Origin of the sequence: Pseudomonas sp. SM4, assembly GCF_051913165.1 — a bacterium.
Lineage (GTDB): Bacteria > Pseudomonadota > Gammaproteobacteria > Pseudomonadales > Pseudomonadaceae > Aquipseudomonas.
Map to the genome: position 1 here is coordinate 15,446 of NZ_JBODOE010000014.1, position 21,392 is coordinate 36,837.

Sequence of the window (21,392 nt, forward strand, 5' to 3'; positions counted from 1 at the left end):
GGTCTCCGACGCACAGCCGCCATAACGATCCGCGAGCATAGGAAAACGCTCGGCGGAATGCCATCAGTGATTGTGCACCTGAACCGGACTTGCACGTCCGTATCACCGATTTGTGGTGACGTACTCAGCCTATCGATGAACCTTCAAGCCGCCTAGTTCATGCACGCCGCCGCGCTTTGCGGGAAATTTCCTAAGGAGTTGCAGGGGGGAAGATCAAAAGATCGCAGCCTTCGGCAGCTCCTACAGGGGTGTGTTGCAACAGGTGTAGGAAAGGGGGGCGGGGCGGCTCGGGAGGGATTTGTGCGCTGAGCGTGGGAGCGATCAGTGGCGGGGCTTTGGATTGTGACTTGGTGGTCATCGTGCGGGAAATGGTCTGCATCCTCTTGCAACGGTGGCAGATAGTGGCGTTATTGTGCGAATCCCTTACACTGCCCCGGCCGTTCATTTTCCTTTTGAGGCTGTGCGCATGAAATTTCGTTTTCTCCTGTGGATGCTGGGTCTGTTGATGGGTAAGGCCAGTCGGAAAAATCCTGCGTTCCAGCAGCAGTTGGGCGACAAGGATCTGGTGTTTCAGCTACAGACCCTGGACGGCAAGGTGGCGCGGCATTTCGTGGTGAAGAACCAGCGCATCACCAGCAAGGCCGGCGTGGTCGCGGAGCCAGCGTTTGCGATTGCCTTCAAAGATGCGGCGTATGGTTTTGCCACGCTGCAGGCGAAGAACAAGCAGTTGGCGTTCATGCAGGGCATTCAGGACAAGTCGATTCAGCTCAAGGGCAACCCGGCGCTGGTGATGTGGTTTCAAGGACTGATGAAGTACCTGAAACCACGCAAGCCAAAGCCCAAGGCTTGATTCAAGGCAGTCACGCCGAGCCGGAGCAAATCGCCCAACCAATTCCTGTAGGAGCTGCGGCACGCTGCGATCTTTTGATCTTTTGATCTTTTGATCTTTTGATCTTTTGATCTTTTGATCTTTTGATTTTGAAATCCAGAATCAAGATCAAAAGATCGCAGCGTGCCGCAGCTCCTACATGCAGTGTTTCCGGCGAGGTAGACCTGTCAGGTCTGACAGGTGTGCTTATTTCGGGTTGGTGCTCCACTGTGAACGGTGTCCATTGGTGGGCACCCTTGGTAAATCACAGGGAGTGCGATCATGAACACTATTGAAAAAGCAGCGGCAGCAGAGGGCCTCGATCCTGCCTTTGCTGCTGGCGGCATACTCGAGCTGCCTTTTGAAGGCATTGTGGGCCAGTACCCTGATTCGGTCGCCGCGTTACCTGACCGAAAAATGCTAGTGCTTTTCAGCGCGTCTCCATCGGAAAACTCTCCAGCCAAAGTTGCAAGGTTGCTGGAGAACGGCACGCTGGATTCGAGTTTTGGGAAACAGGGAATTGTCGAGATTCCTGTCCGGGCGGGCGTTGTTTTTTCTGCTCGCCATCTGCGCCTCCTCGACAATGGCGGATGGCTGGTCACGGGAACGGTTAAGCACCCCAACGATACCGTTGACCTGGCGGTCATTCGTCAATTGCACGATGGCCAGATGGATACGTCCTTCGGTCCTCAAAAGGACGGCATGGTCACCGTCAATGTCTATGACCTCATCGGATCTCGCAGCTATCCGGATGCAAATTTTCTCACCCGTCGCCATGACGAAAAAAATGCTGAAAAGTCATCTGCGGGTGGGGTCGGAGTGGCTGCTGTGGGGCTGCAGGATGGAAAAGTTGTTCTAAGCAGCACAGTCTTTTTTGCGTTCAACTATCTGAGAGGGCTGGTAATACGACTTGAGAAAGATGGGTCTCTGGATAAGACTTTCAATCAGAAAGGCTTTGTACAAGTCGAACTGCCTGGGATCGATCACGCTTGGAACTACGCTTACGGCTTAGCGGTTGAGCCGGGCGGCAACGTGTTGGTTTGTGGTGATTTCAGCAGGGCTTCCGACGATGAGTGGCCCGACGCTTACGTGATTCGCTACGACCAGTATGGCAATGTCGATGCCAGCTATGGCAGCAACCAGAATGGTGTCGTAACCATTACCGATGGCAGTCGATGGCTTGACCTTGTTTCGATGGCTTTGCAACCGGATGGCGGCGTATTTGCGGTGGGAACCGCAGATCTTGATAGGCGTCGTGATGGGCTGATCGTAGCGCTGAACTCGAGCGGCAGTTTCAATCTTGTTTTCAACAATGGCAAACCACTGTTTTCCCGCTTCACGGAGCACGGTGTTTCCTGGGAGCGTTGTATTTTGCAAACCGATGGCAAGTTGGTCGTCAGTGGGCAGGGTGGGTCGGCATTTATTGATGAAAACAGTTCAGTCACAACGGCGCGCTATAACCCGAATGGCTCTTTGGATACAACGTTCGTGGACAAAGGGTGGACGATCTTTAACCACGAAAGCGGGATCGATTTGTTCACAGGGTGCACAGTAACGGCCGACAACCGGACCGTTATTTGCGGTTACACATCCTTTGACACCCCGCCCCTTCCGGGGTATGTGCTGCGTTACCTCGCTTGATAGTAAGTCCCTGCGCGGGTAACTCTTGCTCCCGTAGAGGAAGGCTTGCCCGCGATGCTTTTAAGCCGGGCTGAAATGTCCATGATTGCCCTTCAGCGAGACACACCTGTCAACTCTGACAGGTGTTTTGCCGCGCAGATGGGTGCTCAATCGGGATGCAGAGTCCGCAACGGACCCTCATCACTGGATGGAGCAGGATCATGGGGCAACAACAAGGAATCGTTCGTGCGGGTGCTCTCGACCCGACTTTCAATAAAACAGGCATCCTCAAATTTCCAATTCCCGCCATCTCCGGTTTCGTACCGAGTGCTGTGCTGCCTCAGCCTGAAGAAAAGCTGCTGGTTGCCCTGCCGCTGGCGGGAAACAGCGCAGGCTATGCAGTGGCGCGGCTCAAGGCGGACGGTGCGCTGGATGAGCAGTTTGGCGTTGATAAACACGGTTTCGTGTTTGTGCCGCTGGATACCGTTAAGGCATTGCACATTTTCGGTATCAGCGCGACGGCGAAGGGTGGGTGGCTGATTGTGGGTCAGGGCATGACCGGGCCAACCGGTTACTTGTTGGTTATTCGCCATTTGCCGGATGGCCAGTTGGACAAGTCCTTGAATGGAACCGGCATTCTGTTCATTCCTTACGGTGATTTTGGCAAGTCAGGACATAACGCGTTTGCAGTATCCCCCGGCAGTCGAGTGGCCACTGATGGTGCTCAACAGACGTCTGCCTCGATTTCGGTCGCCGAGCAGGCCGACGGCAAAATCGTCCTGGTCAGTAATATTTCTCAGGGTTTCGATCAACTGAGGGGTATCGTCCTGCGGCGAAATTCGGATGGTTCTCGTGATACCTCCTTCAATGGGCAAGGGTTTGCAATCATCGAGCTTGAAGGCGTTCCCCATCAATGGAACAGCGCCAGCAGCGTTGCGGTTCAGGCGGATGGCCGTATTTTGGTCGGCGGGAGCCTTTTTAACGGTTTGGAGGATCAGGGCGTCTTTGTCGTGCGATTCACTGCTGCCGGTAAGGTCGATGCTGATTTCAACAACGGCCGCGCCGTCATCCTTTCCAACAGCAGCGAAATCAGACTGGACGCCATCACCGTCAGTCCAGACGATGGCCGGATCGTTGCGGTTGGCAGGGCGCGCCCTGCACGGGGAGTGCCGCCAAAAGCGTTGACCGTCGTTCTGAACGCCAGCGGCTCCTTTAACCTCGTCTTCAATAGCGGCCGTCCGCTGTATTCCGACTTTGTGTCTGAGGGGCTGTATTGGCTGCGCTGTGCGATAGAGGAAGACGGATCAATCATCGTCGCCGGTAATACCGGCATCGGTTTTGTCACTGAAACATTGTCTAGCGTGACAGCGCGTTTTCGCCCTGACGGGGTTCTGGACCCGACATTCAATGGCACAGGTTTCAACCGTTACGATGAACCGCTGCTGATCGAAGACACGACCGATATGGTGTTGCATGGTCGACGAGTGTTTGTTTGTGGGGCTCTGTCGGTGGACGCGGAGCCTTGGCCGCAGGTGGAGGGCGGTTTCCTGTTGTGTTATTCCGCTTGAGGTGCGGGGGCCTTGTCATGCAATGCTGCCCGGGAATTGGCTTGAGAAGGCTGCTGGCCTGTCAACTCTGACAGGTGTTTTCAAGCGCATTCGGGCGCTCAATGGTGATGAGGGTCCGCACCGGACTCTCATCACTTGATGGAGCAAGATCATGGGACAACAACAAGGAATCGCAAGTCCGGGAACTCTCGACCCGACCTTCAATAAAACAGGCATTCTCAAATTTCCAATCCCCGCCATCTCCGGAGCTGCGCCGGATGCCGTGCTGGCCCTGCCAGGGGGCAAGGTATTGGCGGTTGTGTCTCTTTCCGGCCGAAACGCAGGTTATGCGGTGACGCGGCTGGATGCTGATAGCTCACTGGATAATTCGTTTGGTGCCAACCAGGACGGCGTGGTCGTGGTACCGCTGGAAAACTTTGAGTTCAGTCACATTTTTGGCATCAGCCCGACAGAAAGCGGCGGTTGGGTGATTTTCGCGCAAGCATCGTTACCCGGTTCTCATGGGCTGATGATCGTCCGTCACCACGAGGATGGCCGGTTGGATAAGTCCCTGAACGGAACCGGCATTCTCCATATTCCCTACGAAGATTACGGCAGCTCCGGGCACACCGGGGTAATGGTGAGTGCGGCGCGACGCGGGGACAATTCGGCGGAGGGGGGCAAGCAGGCTTCTGCTGCCGGTTCACCTTCAGTGATCGTACAGCCCGATGGCAAGCTCCTGCTGGTCGGCAATGTCGGGGATGAGTTCGGCAAAATGAAAGGCATCGTCTTGCGGCGTAACAAGGACGGTTCGCCTGACACGACGTTCAAGGGCCGAGGTGCGGCAATCATCGAGCTTGAAGGTTTTACGTTTGACTGGAGCAGTAGCGAAGGCATTGCGTTACAAGAGGACGGCCACATACTGGTGTGTGGGCATTTCAACGCGGATGAAGGCCAGACTGCCTATGTGACGCGTCTTACCGCCGCAGGCGAGGTCGACCGCGGTTTCAACGGGGGGCTTGCAGTCACCGTTTTCAGTCCTTCCCTGATTAACCTTGTTGCTATGACGGTGCGAAAAAGTGACGGCCGGATTATTGCGGTAGGCAATGCATTCATGACGCGGAGCGAGCCTCGGAAGGGGTTGATCGTCGCTCTGAATTCCACGGGTTCCTACAATCTGCCTTTCAACAAAGGCAAGCCGTTATTTGCCGATTTTGTAGCGGAGGGGCTCAGTTGGCGGCGTTGTGTGACACAAACCAATGGCTCGGTCATCGTCTCGGGGAGCACCGGAGACGGTTTTGTCAAAAAGGAGTTAAGTATTGTGACCGCGTGTTATCGATCCGACGGTTCTCTGGAAACGGCTTTTAACGGTCAAGGTTATGTCGTGTTCGATGAGGCGCTATCCATGGAGGGCATGACCGACATGTCGATGCAAGGGACGGATCGCTTCTTCGTTTGCGGTAATTTGTGGAATGACGCCGAGCCTTGGCCTCACATCAATGGTGGTGTTCTGCTGTGTTATTCCGCTTGAGGCGAGTACTTCACAGATCGCGTTGACGGCTTCGCGGGCAAGCCTTGCTCCTACAGGATTGAAATGATCCCGTAGGCGCAAGGCTTGCCCGCGATGCGTTTAGGCCTGGCTGAACTGCGAAGCCAGTTCGCGCAGCAGGACTTCGGCTTCGAGGACTTTGCTGACGACGTCGTTGGCTTTTTCGCGGGTCAGGCCGACGCGTTCGAGAAGGGCGTCGGGGATGTCTTCATCCGGGCCGGAACCGATGCCGCGACCGCGCAGCAGGCGCACGGCCAGGCAGACGAGGTTCGGGTATTCGGCGTAGGCGCCGTCGTAGCTTGGGTCGTGCTGGAAGCGCAGCGCGGTGGCCAGCTCGTCCGGCATGTCCCAGTAGCGCATCAGCCACGAGCCGATCTGTTCGCGGCTGATACCCAGCAGGTGTTGCTCGATGTAGCTGTGGCACAGGTGCGGGTTGACCTCCAGGTGGCGGCAGATCAGCGAGAAGTGCGGCGGGAACACATGGGCCAGCAGCAGATAACCGAAGTTGTGCAGCAGACCGGCCAGATACGTCAGGCCGGCTTCCGGGCGCTGGGCGCGCGGCATGGCGCGGGTCAGGCCTTCGATGACGGCGGCGGTGTAGATCGACTGTTGCCAGTACGGCGTGGTGTGTTGCGGGTGATCCTTGGGCAGGCTCAGGGTCTTGCCGAGGGCCAGGCCCAGCGCGAGGTTGATCACCAGATCGAAACCGAGCACGCGAACGATCGCGTCCTCTACCGAACGAATCTTGCCCGGCGAGGCGTAATACGGCGATGCCGCCCAGCTCACTACCTGCGCGGCCAGCGCCGGGTCGGTTTCAACGACGCCGGTGATGTCGTCGATGGTGGCATTGGGGTCGACGCGCAGTTTGATGATTTTTTGTGCGGTTTCGGCCAGCGGCGGAATCTCGATGGTCGCTTCCAGACGCTGCTGGATACGCCGCGCGGTGAACGCTTGCACGGCCTGGGTGATTTCCTCGCGGTCATCGTCCGGGCGGTCGAGGTTCGGGCGGATGCTGCTCAGGGCTTCGCCGAAGTTGGCGGCGCTGGCCTTGGTCAGCATGGTCTTGAAGTCTTCGCTGGCGATTTCCAGCAGCAGGCCCGGCTCACCGGAGTTGATCAGCAGCTTCGGTTCGCGCAGCAGACTTTCTTCGTAGAGGCACGGCGAACTGGTCAGCGCCGGCAGGCCCGGCAGCAGGCTCAGGCTGTGTTTGCCGAGCATCTTTTCCAGGCGCTCGGTGGACACGGCGGTGAGGCGCCGGCCCGTCAATTCGGCGAGACGATTGAGGTCAAGCAACTGGCTCTGCGGGAACAGCACCATCAGCGCGCCCACGGCGTCGTCGAGCAGCACGGCTTGGACTTTGCGCGAGGCATTGAGGCCGTGGTGGTCGAGCACTTCTTCGTAAGCGATCCCCAGCTTGCCGAGCAGCAGCCGAATCACAGACGGTGCGTGCGGAGGTTCGGGGGCGAGAGCTGCGTCAGTCATGGTGTGTATCCGTTTTTGAAACAATGGCAGGAGTATAACCAGCTTGGTCGCAGCGAGCTGGCAGAAACTGCGACCGTGCTCACACTTGGCCGTATTGCTGCCCGTGACGCAGCCAGCGGTCGAGCAACGGGCTGACGTGGGTCGGCCAGCGTTCCAGCAGTGCTTGCGCGGCATCGCGCACGGCGGGCAACAAGTCGGCGTCGCGCATCAGGTCGGCGACCTTGAATTGCAGCAGGCCGGTCTGGCGGGTGCCGAGCATTTCACCGGGGCCGCGCAGTTCGAGGTCTTTTTCGGCGATGACAAAACCGTCGTTGGTCTCGCGCATGATGCCCAGGCGCTGACGACCGATCTGCGACAGCGGCGGATGGTAAAGCAGCACGCAATGGCTGGCGGCGCTGCCCCGACCGACACGACCGCGTAGCTGGTGCAGTTGTGCGAGGCCGAGGCGCTCGGGGTTTTCGATGATCATCAGGCTGGCGTTGGGCACGTCGACGCCGACTTCGATCACCGTGGTCGCCACCAGCAATTGCAAATTGCCGGCCTTGAATTCGGCCATGACCGCAGCTTTCTCGACAGGCTTCATGCGCCCGTGAATCAGCCCGACTTTCAACTCGCCGAGGGCGAGGGTGAGATCTTCAAACGTGGTTTCGGCGGCCTGACAGGTCAGCTCTTCCGACTCTTCAATCAGCGTGCACACCCAATAGGCCTGACGACCTTCGGCGCAGGCACCGCGCACGCGTTCGATGACTTCGACGCGACGGGTGTCGGTGACCAGCACGGTGTTGACCGGGGTTCGGCCGGGCGGCAGTTCGTCGAGGATCGAGGTGTCGAGGTCGGCGTAGGCGCTCATCGCCAGAGTGCGCGGAATCGGCGTGGCGGTCATGATCAGTTGATGCGGGCACATGCGCCCGCCGACGCCTTTCTGCCGCAGCGCCAGACGTTGTTGCACGCCGAAACGATGCTGTTCGTCGATGATCACCAGCGCGAGGTTCTTGAACTTCACTTCGTCCTGGAACAGCGCGTGGGTGCCGACCACCATCGGCGTGCCGCTGGCGATCTGCTCCAGCGCGGCAACGCGGTTTTTGCCTTTGAGCTTGCCGGCCAGCCACGCGACTTCAATGCCCAGCGGTTCGAGCCAGCGCTTGAAGGTGATGAAGTGTTGTTCGGCGAGGATCTCGGTCGGCGCCATCAGCGCGACTTGATAACCGGCCTCCAGCGCTTGCAGAGCGGCGAGGGCGGCGACCACGGTTTTACCCGCGCCCACATCACCCTGAATCAGCCGCAGCATCGGTTCGTGCTGGCTGAGGTCGTAGGCGATTTCGTTGCCAACGCGCTGCTGGGCGCCGGTCGGGTTGAAGCCAAGATTCGCCAGATATTTCGGCGGCAGCTTTTTCGCTTTCGGCATCGCTGGTGCTCGCAGCGAACGCATGCTTTCGCGCAGACGTTGTTGCGACAGTTGATGCGTCAGCAGTTCTTCGAAGGCCAGACGATGCTGGGCCCAGTGATGACCGAGGGCGAGTTCGTCGACGTCGGCATCGGCGGGCGGATTGTGCAGGTAGCGGATCGCGTCGGCCAGCGGCGCCAGTTGATAGTCGCGCGCCAGTTCGGTCGGCAGCCAGTCGGGCAGGGTGTCTGGCTTGAGCATGGTCAGCGTCTGCATGCACAACTGACGCAGACGCGCCTGGGTCAGACCTTCGGTGAGCGGGTAAACCGGGGTCAGTGTTTCATCCACTGGCGGTGGTTCGTCGCCGGTGATGGCGCGGTATTCCGGGTGGTAGATTTCCAGCCCTGAGGCGCCGGGCCGGGCTTCGCCGTAGCAGCGAATCCGCGTACCGCGCTTGAGGCCTTCTTTCTGCGCGTTACTGAAATGGTAGAAGCGCAGGCTGAGCCCGCCGGTGCCGTCCTGCAAACGCACGACGAGGCTGCGACGGCGGCCCATGACCACGTCGGCGCCGCTGACGGTGCCTTCGACCACGGCGTCCTGTCCCGGTCGCAAATGGCCGATCGGCACCACGCGGGTGCGATCCTGATAGCGCAGCGGCAGGTGAAACAGCACGTCCTGAAGGTTCTCAAGACCGACCTTGGCCAATTTCTCGGCCATGGCTTCGCCGACACCCTTGAGTGCCGTCACCGACACTTGCGACAGCTCAGTCATGACGCTCGCTTAACCGGCCGTAACCGGTGCCGCTGGCTTGGCCACCGAACACAGGCGAATGGAGTCGGCGAGGATCTCGATGGCTTTTGGCCGTGGGAAACTCGCACGCCAGGCGATGGCCACGGTGCGGAACGGCACCGGTGGCGACAGCGGACGCACTTCGATCACGCCGGGGGCGTAGTGGTGACTGTCGACCGCCGACAACGGCAGGATCGAAATGCCCAGACCGGACGCAACCATGTGCCGGATGGTTTCCAGCGAGCTGGATTCGACCGTGGTGTGCTTGGCGCCGTCGTTGCCCTTGGTCAGGGTCGGGCAGGCTTCAAGAACCTGATCGCGGAAGCAGTGACCTTCGCCGAGCAGCAGCAGGCTCTTGTCGTTGAGCAGGCCGGCGTCGATGGTTTCTTTTTGCGTCCACGGGTGCTGGGCCGGCATGAGCACGTAGAACGGCTCGTCGTACAGCGGCAGGGTCAGCACGTCAGCTTCGTTGAACGGCAGGGCGATGATGATCGCGTCGAGTTCGCCGTTGCGCAGCTTGTCGCGCAGCACGTGGGTGAAGTTTTCTTCGATGTACAACGGCATCTGCGGGGCGACCCGGTGCAGTTGTGGAATCAGGTGCGGGAACAGGTACGGGCCGACGGTGTAGATCGCGCCGACTTTCAGTGGCGCGGTCAGCTGGTTTTTGCCGGCCTGGGCCAGTTCGCGGATGCCTTGGGCTTGCTCAAGGACTTTTTGCGCCTGGGCGACGATGCCTTCGCCGACCGGGGTCAGGCGCACGGCGCTTTTGCTGCGCTCGAAAATCAGCACACCGAGTTCGTCTTCAAGCTTTTTCACGCCCACCGACAGGGTCGGCTGGCTGACGTGGCAACGCTCGGCGGCGTGGCCGAAATGCTGCTCTTGGGCGAGGGTTACGATGTAGCGTAATTCTGTGAGGGTCATAGCAAGCGTCCATGAAGATGCGGGCCAAGCATACCGGCTGCAATCGATAGACGCACGTTATCAGACTGAGTGTGGAATGCGACTATGGCAAAAAGCAAAAGATCGCAGCCTTCGGCAGCTCCTACAGGGAAATGCATTCCAATGTAGGAGCTGCCGAAGGCTGCGATCTTTTGATCTTGCTACTTAACGGCGGCGTTCGAGGGAATAAACAAACGGCGCAACAATTTCGATCGAGCCGTTGTTGAGCATGTCAGCCGGTGGCTTGGGCAGCGGTTGTGCGCGGCGGATCATTTCCAGGGTAGCCCGGTCCAGATCGGCGTTGCCGGAGCGGCCCACCAGTTCGAACGACAGCACATTACCTTCGGCATCCACCACGAAGCGCAGACGGTTCAAGCCTTCCTTGCCGCGTGCCTGAGCACTGGCCGGGTACTTTTTGTACTTGGCCAAATGCGCGAGCAGCGTGCCTTGCCAGCTGGCTTTGGCCGCCATCTGGGCCGGCGACGGACCTGGTGCAGGCTGGGCGGATTTCTCCGTCGGTGCCTGAGTCGGTTGGGTGTCGGCCGGTTTCTCCTCGGAAGGTTTTTCCTTCGGCGGATCGGGCAGCTTCTTCTCGACTGGCTTCGGCGGTTTAGGCTTTGGCTTCGGCTTGGGTTTGGGCACCGCGATTTCAGCTTTCGGGGCTTCGGCCAGTTTCGGGATCGGCAACTCTTCGACCGGAGCCGGTGGCTGCGGCGGTGTGACGACTTTCGGCGGAGCAGGCGGTGGCGGGGCCGGAACCGGGGCCAGCTCGACCATCATTGCCTGCGGCGGCAATTCGATGGGCGGGCGGGCGGTCCAGTTCAGCGCCAGCGCGATGGCCAGCGCATGAACGCCCAGCACCACGGCCAGGCTACCGCTGTAACGCGTCAGCTTATGGCGCGTCGTGATCATTTTTTGGCTGCCGTCTCAAGTCCGACCAGTCCGACCTTCAGGTAACCGGCGCCGCGCAGCTTGTCCATCACGCTCATCAGGTCGCCGTAATCCACGCCTTTATCGGCCTGGAAGAAGATGGTGGTGTCTTTTTTGCCGTGAGTCTTGGCGTCGAGGAAGGCACCGAGGGTTTCCGGCGACACTTCGTCTTCGCCGATGTACAGGCGTTGATCAGCCTTGACGCTGAGGAACACCGGCTTCTCTGGCCGGGGTGCCGGTTTGGCGGTCGAGGCAGGCAGGTCGACTTTGATGTCCACGGTGGCCAACGGAGCGGCCACCATGAAGATGATCAACAGTACCAGCATCACGTCGATGAACGGCGTGACGTTGATTTCGTGGTTCTCGGCCAGATCGTCGTCTGCGCCTTCTTTCAAATGCAGGCCCATGGCCGATTACCCCACTTTGACCATGTGCGGCTGCGAGCTGCGCTCAGGCTGGTGGTCGAGGTCGCGGCTGACCAGCAACAACACTTCTGCCGAGGCGTCGGAAACCTGCGCCTTGTAACCGGCGATGGAGCGGGCGAAGACGTTGTAGATCACAACGGCCGGGATCGCAGCAACCAGACCCAGTGCAGTGGCCAGCAGTGCTTCAGCAATACCGGGCGCCACAACGGCAAGGTTGGTGGTCTGGGTTTTGGCGATGCCGATGAAGGAATTCATGATGCCCCACACGGTACCGAACAGGCCGACAAACGGCGCGGTGGAACCGATGGTGGCGAGCACGCCGGTGCCGCTGCTCATGTTGCGACCGCAGGCGGCAACCAGACGCTCAAGACGGAAGCTGACGCGTTCCTTGATGCCTTCTTTCTCGCGGCTGTTGACCGACAGGCGCATCTCTTCGAGCGCGTCGTGCACCAGCAGGTTGGCGAGGGTGCCTTCCTTGCCGGCGGTGGCGCTGGCTTCTTTAAGGGTGGTGGCTTTCTTCAGGGCAGCGATTTCGCCACGCAGACGACGCTTGGCGCCCATCAGCTCGAAGCCTTTGGCGATCCAGATGGTCCAGGTGATGATGGACGCGATGGCCAGACCGATCATCACGATTTTCACGATAATGTCGGCGTTTTGGTACATGCCCCAAGGCGACAAGTCGTGGGCCATGCCCAGGGAGTTGTCGGCTTCGAGAACTTCAGGAACGTCGGCAGCGTCTACCGCTTGCACTGGATCAGTAGCAGCGGGAGCAGCGGCAGGCGCGTCGGCAGCCGGTGCGTGCTGTTCGGTCGCGGCCGGTGCAGCTGGCGCCTGAGCGTCGGCGAACGCGGCGGTCGGTGCCAGCATCAGGCTGAGCAACAGAGCCGCCACCGCGCTCCAGGCGCGAGGTCGTTTGGTTGGCGAAGCGGGGATTTGATTACGTGTCATGCTGGCCGGACCTGAGATAGAAAAACGTTTAATGCTCTTCCAGGCCTCGTGAGGCCGAGAACAAAAGTGGCGTGCATTATTGCAAGTAATTCTTGTTAACAAAAGTAATAGAGTATCTTTTTTTCCTTGATTGCTAGCCGCTCGTCACTCGTCGAGCCTAGTCTGTCGCTTTCCGATGGGAGTTTTCCGATGTCTGCGCCTTCTGTTCTGATTGCCGGTTGTGGCGATATTGGTAGTCGTCTGGCCACGCAATTGCTGGCCGCTGGCTGGGAAGTCCATGGCTTGCGCCGGGATGTGTCGCGCCTGCCCGCCGGGGTCATCGGTGTTGCCGGCGACCTGTTTAACGAAGACTGCCCGGACACTTGGCCGGTAGGGGCAGTGGATTACCTGGTGTATTGCGCGGCGGCCACCCATCACGATGAGGCCGGGTATCGCGCGGCTTACGTGCAGGGTTTGCAGAATGTGCTGAGCTGGCTGGATGACTACGGGCAGGTGCCGGAGCGACTGTTGTTCGTGTCGAGCAGCAGTGTTTATGGGCAGATGGAGGGTGAATGGGTAGACGAGACTTCAGCGACGGTTGCCAGCGGCTTCTCCGGGCAATTGATGCTTGAGGCCGAACAGGTCGCGCTCAAGAGCGGCATCCCGGCAAGCATCCTGCGCCTGACCGGCATCTACGGCCCGGGTCGCGAGCGTCTGCTGACGCAAGTTCGCGAGGGTTATCGCGTGGCCGTCGAGCCGCCGTTGTATGGCAATCGCATCCATGCCGATGACGCAGCAGGTTTGCTGAAGTTTTTGCTGGAGGCGGATCGGCAGGGGACTGCGCTGGAGAGCATCTATATCGGCGTCGACGATGCACCGGCGCCGTTGGCCGAAGTGGTCGACTGGTTGCGCGAGTATCTGGGCGTGACCGAGTGGGCGGCGGAGGCGAGTGTGCGGCGCACCGGCAGCAAGCGCTGCAGCAATGCCCGGGCAAAAGCGCTGGGCTGGACGCCAACATACCCAAGCTACCGCGAAGGCTACGCCGCGATCCTCGAGGGTAAATGCTGACTGATTAACACCACAAACCACTGTGGGAACCGATCCCATGTGGCGAGGGGATTTATCCCCGATGGGTCGCGCAGCGGCCCCAAATCCTGCAATCGCGGTTGATCAGATAAACCGCGCACAAAGGTTTTGCGACTGCTTCGCAGCCGATCGGGGATAAATCCCCTCGCCACAGAGGTTCCCACCTTGGATATTCAGTGGTTCCAGAAGATGGTTACTGTTTTTCCAGCAACCACTTGCGATCACCCGGGGTGAACTGCGGCTGTTCATCCGCCAGCGCCGAGTTAACCGCCTGAAGGATTTCCAGCTCTTTGCCCTTGCGCACAAAGATCCAGTTATTGCCTTGACCGTTCTGCTGCAGCCACATGCTGTCGTTGCCGTTGCTCATCGACGCGCAATCGCCCGCCAGGCACAGCGCATAACGATCAGCTCCCGGCAAGCCAGAGACCTGGCCATCGGCCTGGAACTGCACGGTTTCGCCTTCGCCCTGACCGCTGGCGATTTTCCAGCTGCCGCCCATGTAGGCGGAATACAGCGCACGTTCGAAGCTGGCGCCGATCGGCGCGCCCTCCGGCACGGGAATCTGCGCGCGGTCGAAGAGCTGTTCAGGTTCGTTATCGCTGGCCGCCTGTTGCAGTTGGCTGCCATCACGTTTCAGCTCACTGGCGGAGCTGCCATAGAAGTCGACTTTCCAGGCGCCGGACTGTTCGCCCAGCAGCCGTCCTTCGACGTTCTCAAAACCGTTGGTGTAGCGGGCCTGACTGGCCTTGGTGTTGACGTCCCACTCCAGGTTCGGGCCGTAAGCCTGAAGCGCTTCGCGCAGGGGGCCGCCCTTGGCTGCGGCATCGATCGCTACCTGATTGATCCAGGTGCCGCTGATGTCACGATCGGCAGGGTTGCTGGCGCAGCCGCCGAGGAAAATGGCGAGCAGCGGGAGAGCTAGCGCTTTGCGCATGGTGGAATCCTTTCAAAACCTTTTCTTGCAGAGCAGTCGGCGCGGCGTTGAAGGCCGCGCCGTGCGCATCACTCGATGACCAGAATGGCATCCATTTCAACCTGCGAACCCTTTGGCAGGGCAGCCACGCCGATGGCGGCGCGAGCCGGGTACGGCTGGTCGAAGTATTTGCCCATGATCTCGTTGACCTTGGCGAAGTGGCTCAGGTCGGTGAGGAAGATGTTCAGTTTGACGATGTCCTTGAACGAACCGCCGGCAGCTTCGGCCACGGCTTTGAGGTTCTCGAACACCTGGACGGTCTGGGCTTCGAAGCCTTCAACCAGTTCCATGGTTTTTGGGTCCAGAGGAATCTGACCCGACATGTAAACAGTGTTGCCGGCCTTGATCGCCTGGGAGTAAGTGCCGATGGCGGCCGGGGCCTTGTCGCTGGTGATAACGGTCTTGGTCATGTATGACTCCTTGTAATGGTTGAGTTATGCACGCATCCGGGTGATGCGGATCACCCCGGTCAAGGCGCGCAGCTTCTTGATCACGCGGGCCAGGTGCACACGGTCGTGGACGCTGACCACCAACTGGACCACGCTGATGCGACCATCGCGTTCGTCCATGCTGATTTTCTCGATATTGCCATCGGCTGCGTTGACGCTGCTGGCCAGCAGGGCGATCAAGCCGCGCTGGTGTTCCAGCTCGACGCGCAGTTCGACGTTGAATTCGCCGGTGACATCCTTGGCCCACGAGAGCTGGATGCATTTTTCCGGGTTGTGCCGGATTTCGCTGATGTTGCGGCAGTTGTCCAGGTGCACGACCATGCCTTTGCCCGCCGACAGATGCCCGACAATCGGGTCGCCCGGGATCGGCGTGCAGCATTTGGCGTAGCTCAGCACCAGACCTTCGGTGCCGCGAATCGCCAGCGGGCCTTCAGGACTTGGCAGTTGTTCGCCTTCGCCGAGCAGGCGGCGGGCGACGACGTAGGCCATGCGATTGCCCAGACCAATGTCTTCAAGCAAATCTTCGATCAGTTCGAGGCGGTACTCGGTGAGCATCGCCTTGACGCGTTCGGCCGGGATCTTCTCCAGCGAACTGTCGAAACCGTTGAGGACTTTGTTCAGCAGGCGTTCGCCGAGGCTGATGGATTCGGAGCGGCGTTGCAGTTTCAGCGCATGGCGGATGTGCGTACGCGCCTTGCCGGTGACCACGAAGTTGAGCCACGCCGGATTCGGCCGGGCGCCGGGAGCGCTGACGATCTCGACCGTGGAGCCACTTTGCAGCGGTTCGGACAGCGGTGCGAGTCGACGGTTGATCCGGCAGGCGATGCAGCTGTTGCCGACGTCGGTGTGTACCGCGTAAGCAAAGTCGACCGCCGTGGAGCCTTTCGGCAGCTCCATGATCCGGCCTTTCGGCGTGAACACGTAGACCTCGTCCGGGAACAGGTCGATCTTCACGCTCTCGATGAATTCCAGCGAGTTGCCGGCACGCTGCTGCATTTCCAGCACGCCTTTGACCCACTGGCGGGCGCGGGCGTGAGTGCCTTTCGGCTGCTCGTCACCGCTGGATTTGTACAGCCAATGGGCGGCGATGCCGTTGTTGGCCATCTCTTCCATTTCGCGGGTACGGATCTGAATCTCGATCGGTACACCGTGCATGCCGAACAGCGTGGTGTGCAGCGACTGATAGCCGTTGGCTTTGGGGATCGCGATGTAATCCTTGAAGCGCCCCGGCAACGGTTTGTACAAATTATGTACAGCGCCTAGCACGCGGTAGCAGGTATCGACCTTGTCGACGATGATCCGGAACGCATAGACGTCCATGATCTCGTTGAAGGCCCGACGCTTGCCGCGCATTTTCTTGTAGATGCCGTAGAGGTGTTTCTGACGACCGCTGACTTCGCCCTGGATGCCGTCGATGGCGAGGCAATGGCCAAGGGATTCTTCGATCTTGTTGACGATTTCCTTGCGGTTGCCCCGGGCGCGCTTGACCGCCTGGTAGATCCGCGCGGAACGCATCGGGTGCATGGCCTTGAAGCCGAGGTCTTCGAATTCGATGCGGATCGCATGCATGCCCAGCCGGTTGGCGATGGGCGCGTAGATTTCGAGGGTTTCCTTGGCGATGCGCCGGCGTTTTTCCCCGGACAGCACTTCCAGCGTGCGCATGTTGTGCAGGCGGTCGGCGAGCTTGACCAGGATCACGCGAATGTCGCGTGCCATGGCCATGGCCATTTTCTGAAAGTTTTCGGCTTGGGCTTCGGCCTTGGTCTCGAAATTCATCTGGGTCAGTTTGCTGACCCCGTCAACCAGTTCGGCCACGGTTTCACCAAACTGCGCTTGCAGCGCTTCTTTGGCGATACCGGTGTCTTCGATCACGTCATGCAGCATCGCGGCCATCAGGCTCTGATGGTCCATGTGCATGTCGGCAAGAATATTGGCCACGGCAAGAGGATGCGTGACGTACGCCTCGCCGCTGCGCCGGCGTTGACCGTCATGGGCTTGTTCGGCGTAGAAATACGCTCGGCGGACCAGGTTGACCTGGTCGTTGCCGAGGTAGGTCGATAAGCGATCGGCGAGGGCGTCTATGCTCGGCATGATAATTCCTGCCGTAGGTTGTGACCCCGCGCCGTGCTACGTCGACCAGGCATAGGCTTAGACGGCCTCGTTGGACTCGTCCTCGAACGCTGCGAACAGCGGTTCGTCTTCGACGATTTCAGCGTTGGCGATGAACTCGTAGCTCATCAGGCCTTCAGCGATTTCACGCAGGGCAACGACAGTAGGCTTGTCGTTTTCCCACTGAACCAGTGGCTCTTTGCCGCCGGTGGCCAGTTGACGGGCACGTTTGGTAGAGAGCATGACCAGCTCAAAACGGTTTTCCACGTGGTTCAGGCAGTCTTCAACGGTTACGCGGGCCATGGTATTCCTCGGAGCGAATGCAATATGCGCGCTGCCCGGTTGGGCGAGCGGACTCAACAGTTTAAAAAATCACCAGCGATTAGGGAAGCGCTGATTTTTTAACCAAGCCCTTCAACGCGCTGCAAGCACCAATGTAAAGCGCTTGCAGGCATTTTGGGAAGTGCTGATTAACCGAGCAATTCGGCCAGCAATTTGCCGAAACGTACCTGCTGACGTTTCTGTTGGAGTTGATTGGCGCGGAAAATAGCCTTCAGATCGTCAAGTGCGTGAGCAAAATCGTCGTTGATGATCAGGTAGTCGTACTCGACATAGTGACTCATCTCGCTGACCGCTTCGCGCATCCGGCCGTCAATGATCTCGTCGCTGTCCTGGCCACGGTTGGTCAAGCGCTGGTGCAGGGCCTGAAGCGACGGCGGCAGGATAAAGATCGAGCGAGCTTGCGGCATCAGTTTGCGTACTTGCTCGGCGCCTTGCCAGTCGATTTCCAGAATCAGGTCGTGACCTTCGTCCAGCGTCTGCTGCAGGCGGCTTTGCGAGGTGCCGTAGAAGTTGCCGAAGACTTCGGCGCGTTCGAGGAAGTCGCCGTGCTCGCCCATCTTCACGAACTCTTCGCGGGTCACGAAGTGATAGTTCACGCCGTCCACTTCACCCGGACGCATGGCGCGCGTGGTGTGCGAAACCGAAACGCGAATTTCCGGTATGGCGTCGGTCAACGCCTTGACCAGGCTGCTTTTGCCCGCGCCCGAAGGGGCGGAAATGATGTACAGGGTGCCGGTGCTGTGGGTCATGTCGGGGTTGCCTTACTCAATGTTCTGCACTTGTTCGCGCATCTGCTCGATCAACACCTTGAGGTTGACGGCGGCCTGGGTGCTGCGCGGATCAAAGGCCTTGGAGCCCAGTGTGTTGGCTTCGCGGTTGAGCTCCTGCATCAGGAAGTCGAGGCGACGCCCGGCTGCACCGCCGGACTTGAGCACCCGGCGCACTTCGATGATGTGGGTGCTCAGGCGATCCAGTTCTTCGGCCACGTCGCTTTTTTGCGCGAGGATGACCATTTCCTGTTCCAGACGCTGCGGATCGAGCTCGGCCTTCATGTCGGCGAAGCGGTCGAGGACTTTCTGGCGTTGGGTCGCCAGCATCTGCGGCACCAGTTCGCGCAGGGTCACGACGTCTGCTTCGATCGACGTCAGGCGTTCGTTGATCAACCGGGCCAGCTCCGCGCCTTCGCGCTCGCGGCCGGCCTTCAACTCTTTCAGACCTTGATTGAACAGGGCCAGCGCCTCGGCGTTCAGCGCCTGTGGGTCGGTTGCATCGCCGACCAGCACGCCAGGCCACGCCAGTACTTCCAACGGGTTCAGTGCCGCCGGGTTTTTGATCAGGCCGGCGATGGTTTCGGCGGCGGCGACCAGTTGCGCGGCGCGCTCGCGGTCGACTTGCAGCGCTTTGCCGGTGCTTTCTTCGGTGAAACGCAGGGTGCATTCCAGTTTGCCCCGCGACAGGCCCTGACGCAGTGCTTCACGCACCGCGCCTTCGAGGTCGCGAAAGGTTTCCGGCAAGCGCAGGTGCGGTTCCAGATAGCGGCTGTTGACCGAGCGCAGTTCCCAGCTCAGGGTGCCCTGTACGCCGGCTTTCTCGACGCGGGCGAAGGCGGTCATGCTGTGCACCATGGCGGTAACCTCGCAATGCAGATCGGCGCGAAACCTGGGTTCCGCAAGCGCGATATCAATGAATTTATGCCGACTGGCAGCAAAGGCGCAGGATTGTAGCGCAGTGCGGCGAATGCGCCCAAACACACGGTGTGACAAAGGGCTGCAGCCCGTCGGTAATGCGTGTTTCAGGGCCTTCGATCGTCGGCCCGAATTTTTAACAAGTGCCCAGTCGCAGTGCAGCGCTCTATAATGCTCGGCAGTTTTCCGTCCTCAGTACAGGTATCTCCTATGAAACGTCCAAGTGGTCGCGCTGCCGATCAGCTCCGCTCGATCCGCATTACCCGCAACTACACCAAGCACGCCGAAGGATCGGTGCTGGTCGAATTCGGTGATACCAAGGTCATCTGCACCGTCAGCGTCGAAAACGGCGTGCCGCGTTTCCTCAAGGGTCAGGGCCAGGGCTGGTTGACCGCCGAGTACGGCATGCTGCCGCGCGCCACTGGCGAGCGTAACCAGCGTGAAGCGAGCCGTGGCAAGCAAGGCGGTCGCACCCTGGAAATCCAGCGTCTGATCGGCCGCTCCCTGCGCGCTGCGCTGGACATGTCCAAGCTGGGCGACGTCACCCTGTACGTCGACTGCGACGTGATCCAGGCCGACGGCGGCACCCGCACCGCCTCCATCACCGGCGCCATGGTCGCTCTGGTTGACGCACTGAAAGTGATCAAGAAGCGCGGCGGCCTGAAAGGCGGCGACCCGCTCAAGCAAATGATCGGCGCGGTATCGGTCGGCATGTATCAGGGCGAAGCGGTACTGGATCTGGATTACCTGGAAGACTCCGCTGCCGAGACCGACCTCAACGTCGTGATGACCAGCACCGGTGGTTTCATCGAAGTGCAGGGCACCGCTGAAGGCGCGCCGTTCCAGCCGGAAGACCTCAACGCCATGCTGGAACTGGCCAAGAAAGGCATGAACGAGATCTTCGAACTGCAGAACGCCGCACTGGCCGACTGAACAGGCTCATAACCGCAAGGAGAATGCGATGAGTGACCAGCAAGAGCTACTGCCCAAACCGAGCCAGGAGGTTCGTCAGTGGGCGATGTTTTGTCACTTGTCCGCCTTGCTGGGGATCTGGATTCCGTTCGGCAACCTGATCGGGCCATTGATCCTCTGGCAGATGAAGCGTGAAAAGGATCCGTTTATCGATGCCCAGGGCAAAGAGGCGCTGAATTTTCAGATCACCGTGGCGATTGCCTCGTTGATCTGCTTCCTGCTGATGGTGCTGATCGTCGGCTTCTTCCTGATTGGCATTGTGGCGATTGGCGCACTGGTGTTGACGATCATTGCCGGGGTCAAGGCCAACGAAGGGTATCCGTACCGGTATCCGTTTACCTGGCGGTTGATCAAGTAGGCTCGCGGGCCTGACGGGCGGAGTGCGCAATGTCTCAGCCTGTCGCGTCTTCTATCGAGCAGCAAACCGAGGAATGGCGGATGAAACCCGCCGCTGCCCTCACAGGTCTGCAATCGACCGGCGCTGCAGTGTTTCGCTGGCAGCGATTTTCCACAGACAATTATCGTTTTGAACGCACGGAACCGCGCGAGCATGTTTTGCTCAGCGTGATGCTTGCGCCTATGCAGTCGCGTGCCGCTGTTGGCGGCCAGCAGGTGTGGGACGGCCCGATTCACCGCGGTCAGGTGCGATTGCTACAACCCAGCCAATCCGCGAGCTGGGATACTCGTAGCGCTTTCGACATCCTTCATGTGCATTTACCCATGCCGGCGTTGACCGCTGCGGCGCAGGATCAGGGTCTGAGCTTTGCGGGATTTCGCGGAACACATCATCCGTTGTATCAACGCGACAGAGTGGTTCACTTGCTCGCCCGGCAGTTGGCGCTGTCGATTGGTGACAACAGTCCGGGCGCCCGTGAGCAGGCGGATTTGAGCGTTCAGGTGTTGATTGCTCATTTATTGAACAATTATGAGCTGTCGAGCGCGCAGCCTATGGTTGCCAGCCAAGGCCTGACGGATGCCCTGCGCTACATTGAGCGTCACCCCTGCGAAAAACTCTGCATCGCCCGGTTGGCGGCGATCGCAGCGATGAGCGAATTCCACTTCGCTCGCGAATTCAAACGCGCTTTTGGTACTTCGCCTCACGCTCACGTACTTGCCGTGCGCCTGCAACGGGCACGCAACGCTTTGGAAAACTCCGCCAAGACTATTTTGGAAATTGCCCTGGAATCCGGGTTTGCCGACTCCAGCCATTTCGCCCGAGTCTTTCGTAAAGCCTATGGCATCAGCCCGACGGATTTTCGCCAGTCCCGATAAAACTCGTGAGCAAGAAAGTACCGGCAATTGAGCAAGGATCGGCG

General features: G+C 59.6%; 20 protein-coding genes. 8 read left to right on the plus strand and 12 right to left on the minus strand.

Features of this window, described 5'->3' with window-relative positions; translation table 11 throughout:
* Positions 1-466: 466 nt before the first annotated feature.
* From ACQ4MY_RS23350 to ACQ4MY_RS23365, 4 genes are all read left to right on the plus strand, one after another.
* Positions 467-850, plus strand: a complete 384-nt coding sequence (locus tag ACQ4MY_RS23350; protein WP_008078629.1) for an SCP2 sterol-binding domain-containing protein — start codon at positions 467-469, stop codon at positions 848-850.
* A gap of 300 nt (positions 851-1,150) precedes the next feature.
* Positions 1,151-2,509, plus strand: coding sequence for a hypothetical protein (locus ACQ4MY_RS23355; protein ID WP_440096634.1), 1,359 nt, complete (start codon positions 1,151-1,153; stop codon positions 2,507-2,509).
* 200 nt (positions 2,510-2,709) lie between these two features.
* The gene (locus ACQ4MY_RS23360) at positions 2,710-4,056 is read left to right on the plus strand and encodes a delta-60 repeat domain-containing protein (RefSeq protein ID WP_440096635.1); all 1,347 of its coding nucleotides are present in this window, start codon (positions 2,710-2,712) and stop codon (positions 4,054-4,056) included.
* Positions 4,057-4,207: 151 nt separating this feature from the next.
* Positions 4,208-5,566, plus strand: a complete 1,359-nt coding sequence (locus ACQ4MY_RS23365) for a delta-60 repeat domain-containing protein (RefSeq protein WP_440096636.1) — start codon at positions 4,208-4,210, stop codon at positions 5,564-5,566.
* A 99-nt stretch (positions 5,567-5,665) separates the two neighbouring features.
* Here the strand turns inward: ACQ4MY_RS23365 and ACQ4MY_RS23370 are convergent, their stop codons facing one another.
* The 6 genes from ACQ4MY_RS23370 to exbB all read right to left on the minus strand — a co-directional run bounded on the left by ACQ4MY_RS23370 (position 5,666) and on the right by exbB (position 12,481).
* The gene (locus ACQ4MY_RS23370) at positions 5,666-7,066 is read right to left on the minus strand and encodes an aminoacyl-tRNA deacylase and HDOD domain-containing protein (RefSeq protein WP_008078626.1); all 1,401 of its coding nucleotides are present in this window, start codon (positions 7,064-7,066) and stop codon (positions 5,666-5,668) included.
* A gap of 79 nt (positions 7,067-7,145) precedes the next feature.
* Entirely contained in the window at positions 7,146-9,221 is a 2,076-nt protein-coding gene (recG, locus tag ACQ4MY_RS23375) for an ATP-dependent DNA helicase RecG (protein WP_440096637.1), read from the minus strand.
* Positions 9,222-9,230: 9 nt separating this feature from the next.
* A complete protein-coding gene (locus ACQ4MY_RS23380; RefSeq protein ID WP_007920331.1) occupies positions 9,231-10,160 on the minus strand; it encodes a hydrogen peroxide-inducible genes activator in 930 nt (309 codons plus the stop codon).
* A gap of 183 nt (positions 10,161-10,343) precedes the next feature.
* Positions 10,344-11,090, minus strand: a complete 747-nt coding sequence (locus ACQ4MY_RS23385) for a TonB family protein (protein ID WP_008078624.1) — start codon at positions 11,088-11,090, stop codon at positions 10,344-10,346.
* Positions 11,087-11,515, minus strand: a complete 429-nt coding sequence (gene exbD, locus ACQ4MY_RS23390; protein WP_008078622.1) for a TonB system transport protein ExbD — start codon at positions 11,513-11,515, stop codon at positions 11,087-11,089. Before exbD ends, ACQ4MY_RS23385 begins: the two co-directional genes overlap by 4 nt.
* A gap of 6 nt (positions 11,516-11,521) precedes the next feature.
* Positions 11,522-12,481 (minus strand): tonB-system energizer ExbB, encoded by a 960-nt coding sequence (exbB, locus tag ACQ4MY_RS23395; protein WP_008078620.1) that lies wholly within the window; start codon positions 12,479-12,481, stop codon positions 11,522-11,524.
* 189 nt (positions 12,482-12,670) lie between these two features.
* Between exbB and ACQ4MY_RS23400 the strand changes: the two genes are divergently transcribed.
* A complete protein-coding gene (locus tag ACQ4MY_RS23400; RefSeq protein WP_440096638.1) occupies positions 12,671-13,528 on the plus strand; it encodes an SDR family oxidoreductase in 858 nt (285 codons plus the stop codon).
* A gap of 211 nt (positions 13,529-13,739) precedes the next feature.
* Here ACQ4MY_RS23400 and ACQ4MY_RS23405 read toward each other — a convergent pair whose 3' ends face one another.
* From ACQ4MY_RS23405 to ACQ4MY_RS23430, 6 genes are all read right to left on the minus strand, one after another.
* Complete coding sequence (locus ACQ4MY_RS23405; protein WP_008078615.1) at positions 13,740-14,480, minus strand: hypothetical protein; 741 nt, start codon at positions 14,478-14,480, stop codon at positions 13,740-13,742.
* Between the two features lie 68 nt (positions 14,481-14,548).
* Entirely contained in the window at positions 14,549-14,929 is a 381-nt protein-coding gene (locus ACQ4MY_RS23410) for a RidA family protein (RefSeq protein WP_003229509.1), read from the minus strand.
* A 24-nt stretch (positions 14,930-14,953) separates the two neighbouring features.
* Positions 14,954-17,059 carry a bifunctional GTP diphosphokinase/guanosine-3',5'-bis pyrophosphate 3'-pyrophosphohydrolase gene (gene spoT / locus ACQ4MY_RS23415; protein ID WP_007920338.1) on the minus strand — a complete coding sequence of 702 codons (2,106 nt, stop codon included), beginning with the start codon at positions 17,057-17,059 and terminating at the stop codon, positions 14,954-14,956.
* 57 nt (positions 17,060-17,116) lie between these two features.
* Positions 17,117-17,380 (minus strand): DNA-directed RNA polymerase subunit omega, encoded by a 264-nt coding sequence (gene rpoZ, locus ACQ4MY_RS23420; protein WP_007894670.1) that lies wholly within the window; start codon positions 17,378-17,380, stop codon positions 17,117-17,119.
* Positions 17,381-17,547: 167 nt separating this feature from the next.
* Positions 17,548-18,168 carry a guanylate kinase gene (gmk, locus tag ACQ4MY_RS23425; RefSeq protein ID WP_008078609.1) on the minus strand — a complete coding sequence of 207 codons (621 nt, stop codon included), beginning with the start codon at positions 18,166-18,168 and terminating at the stop codon, positions 17,548-17,550.
* A gap of 12 nt (positions 18,169-18,180) precedes the next feature.
* Entirely contained in the window at positions 18,181-19,044 is an 864-nt protein-coding gene (locus tag ACQ4MY_RS23430) for a YicC/YloC family endoribonuclease (protein ID WP_158835004.1), read from the minus strand.
* Positions 19,045-19,314: 270 nt separating this feature from the next.
* Between ACQ4MY_RS23430 and rph the strand changes: the two genes are divergently transcribed.
* The 3 genes from rph to ACQ4MY_RS23445 are packed head-to-tail and all read left to right on the plus strand — an operon-like array spanning position 19,315 to position 21,348.
* Positions 19,315-20,037: a ribonuclease PH gene (gene rph / locus ACQ4MY_RS23435; RefSeq protein ID WP_008078603.1), complete on the plus strand. Its 723-nt coding sequence runs from the start codon at positions 19,315-19,317 to the stop codon at positions 20,035-20,037.
* Positions 20,038-20,065: 28 nt separating this feature from the next.
* Entirely contained in the window at positions 20,066-20,434 is a 369-nt protein-coding gene (locus ACQ4MY_RS23440; protein ID WP_158835007.1) for a DUF4870 domain-containing protein, read from the plus strand.
* 29 nt (positions 20,435-20,463) lie between these two features.
* Complete coding sequence (locus tag ACQ4MY_RS23445) at positions 20,464-21,348, plus strand: helix-turn-helix domain-containing protein (RefSeq protein ID WP_440096640.1); 885 nt, start codon at positions 20,464-20,466, stop codon at positions 21,346-21,348.
* The last annotated feature ends 44 nt before the right edge of the window (positions 21,349-21,392 follow it).

Coding starts and splice junctions, on each gene's coding strand:
- ACQ4MY_RS23350 (WP_008078629.1), top strand. CDS start 467: ATGAAATTTCGTTTTCTCCTGTGGATGCTGGGTCTGTTGATGGGTAAG.
- ACQ4MY_RS23355 (WP_440096634.1), top strand. CDS start 1,151: ATGAACACTATTGAAAAAGCAGCGGCAGCAGAGGGCCTCGATCCTGCC.
- ACQ4MY_RS23360 (WP_440096635.1), top strand. CDS start 2,710: ATGGGGCAACAACAAGGAATCGTTCGTGCGGGTGCTCTCGACCCGACT.
- ACQ4MY_RS23365 (WP_440096636.1), top strand. CDS start 4,208: ATGGGACAACAACAAGGAATCGCAAGTCCGGGAACTCTCGACCCGACC.
- ACQ4MY_RS23370 (WP_008078626.1), bottom strand. CDS start 7,066: ATGACTGACGCAGCTCTCGCCCCCGAACCTCCGCACGCACCGTCTGTG.
- recG (WP_440096637.1), bottom strand. CDS start 9,221: ATGACTGAGCTGTCGCAAGTGTCGGTGACGGCACTCAAGGGTGTCGGC.
- ACQ4MY_RS23380 (WP_007920331.1), bottom strand. CDS start 10,160: ATGACCCTCACAGAATTACGCTACATCGTAACCCTCGCCCAAGAGCAG.
- ACQ4MY_RS23385 (WP_008078624.1), bottom strand. CDS start 11,090: ATGATCACGACGCGCCATAAGCTGACGCGTTACAGCGGTAGCCTGGCC.
- exbD (WP_008078622.1), bottom strand. CDS start 11,515: ATGGGCCTGCATTTGAAAGAAGGCGCAGACGACGATCTGGCCGAGAAC.
- exbB (WP_008078620.1), bottom strand. CDS start 12,481: ATGACACGTAATCAAATCCCCGCTTCGCCAACCAAACGACCTCGCGCC.
- ACQ4MY_RS23400 (WP_440096638.1), top strand. CDS start 12,671: ATGTCTGCGCCTTCTGTTCTGATTGCCGGTTGTGGCGATATTGGTAGT.
- ACQ4MY_RS23405 (WP_008078615.1), bottom strand. CDS start 14,480: ATGCGCAAAGCGCTAGCTCTCCCGCTGCTCGCCATTTTCCTCGGCGGC.
- ACQ4MY_RS23410 (WP_003229509.1), bottom strand. CDS start 14,929: ATGACCAAGACCGTTATCACCAGCGACAAGGCCCCGGCCGCCATCGGC.
- spoT (WP_007920338.1), bottom strand. CDS start 17,059: ATGCCGAGCATAGACGCCCTCGCCGATCGCTTATCGACCTACCTCGGC.
- rpoZ (WP_007894670.1), bottom strand. CDS start 17,380: ATGGCCCGCGTAACCGTTGAAGACTGCCTGAACCACGTGGAAAACCGT.
- gmk (WP_008078609.1), bottom strand. CDS start 18,168: ATGACCCACAGCACCGGCACCCTGTACATCATTTCCGCCCCTTCGGGC.
- ACQ4MY_RS23430 (WP_158835004.1), bottom strand. CDS start 19,044: ATGGTGCACAGCATGACCGCCTTCGCCCGCGTCGAGAAAGCCGGCGTA.
- rph (WP_008078603.1), top strand. CDS start 19,315: ATGAAACGTCCAAGTGGTCGCGCTGCCGATCAGCTCCGCTCGATCCGC.
- ACQ4MY_RS23440 (WP_158835007.1), top strand. CDS start 20,066: ATGAGTGACCAGCAAGAGCTACTGCCCAAACCGAGCCAGGAGGTTCGT.
- ACQ4MY_RS23445 (WP_440096640.1), top strand. CDS start 20,464: ATGTCTCAGCCTGTCGCGTCTTCTATCGAGCAGCAAACCGAGGAATGG.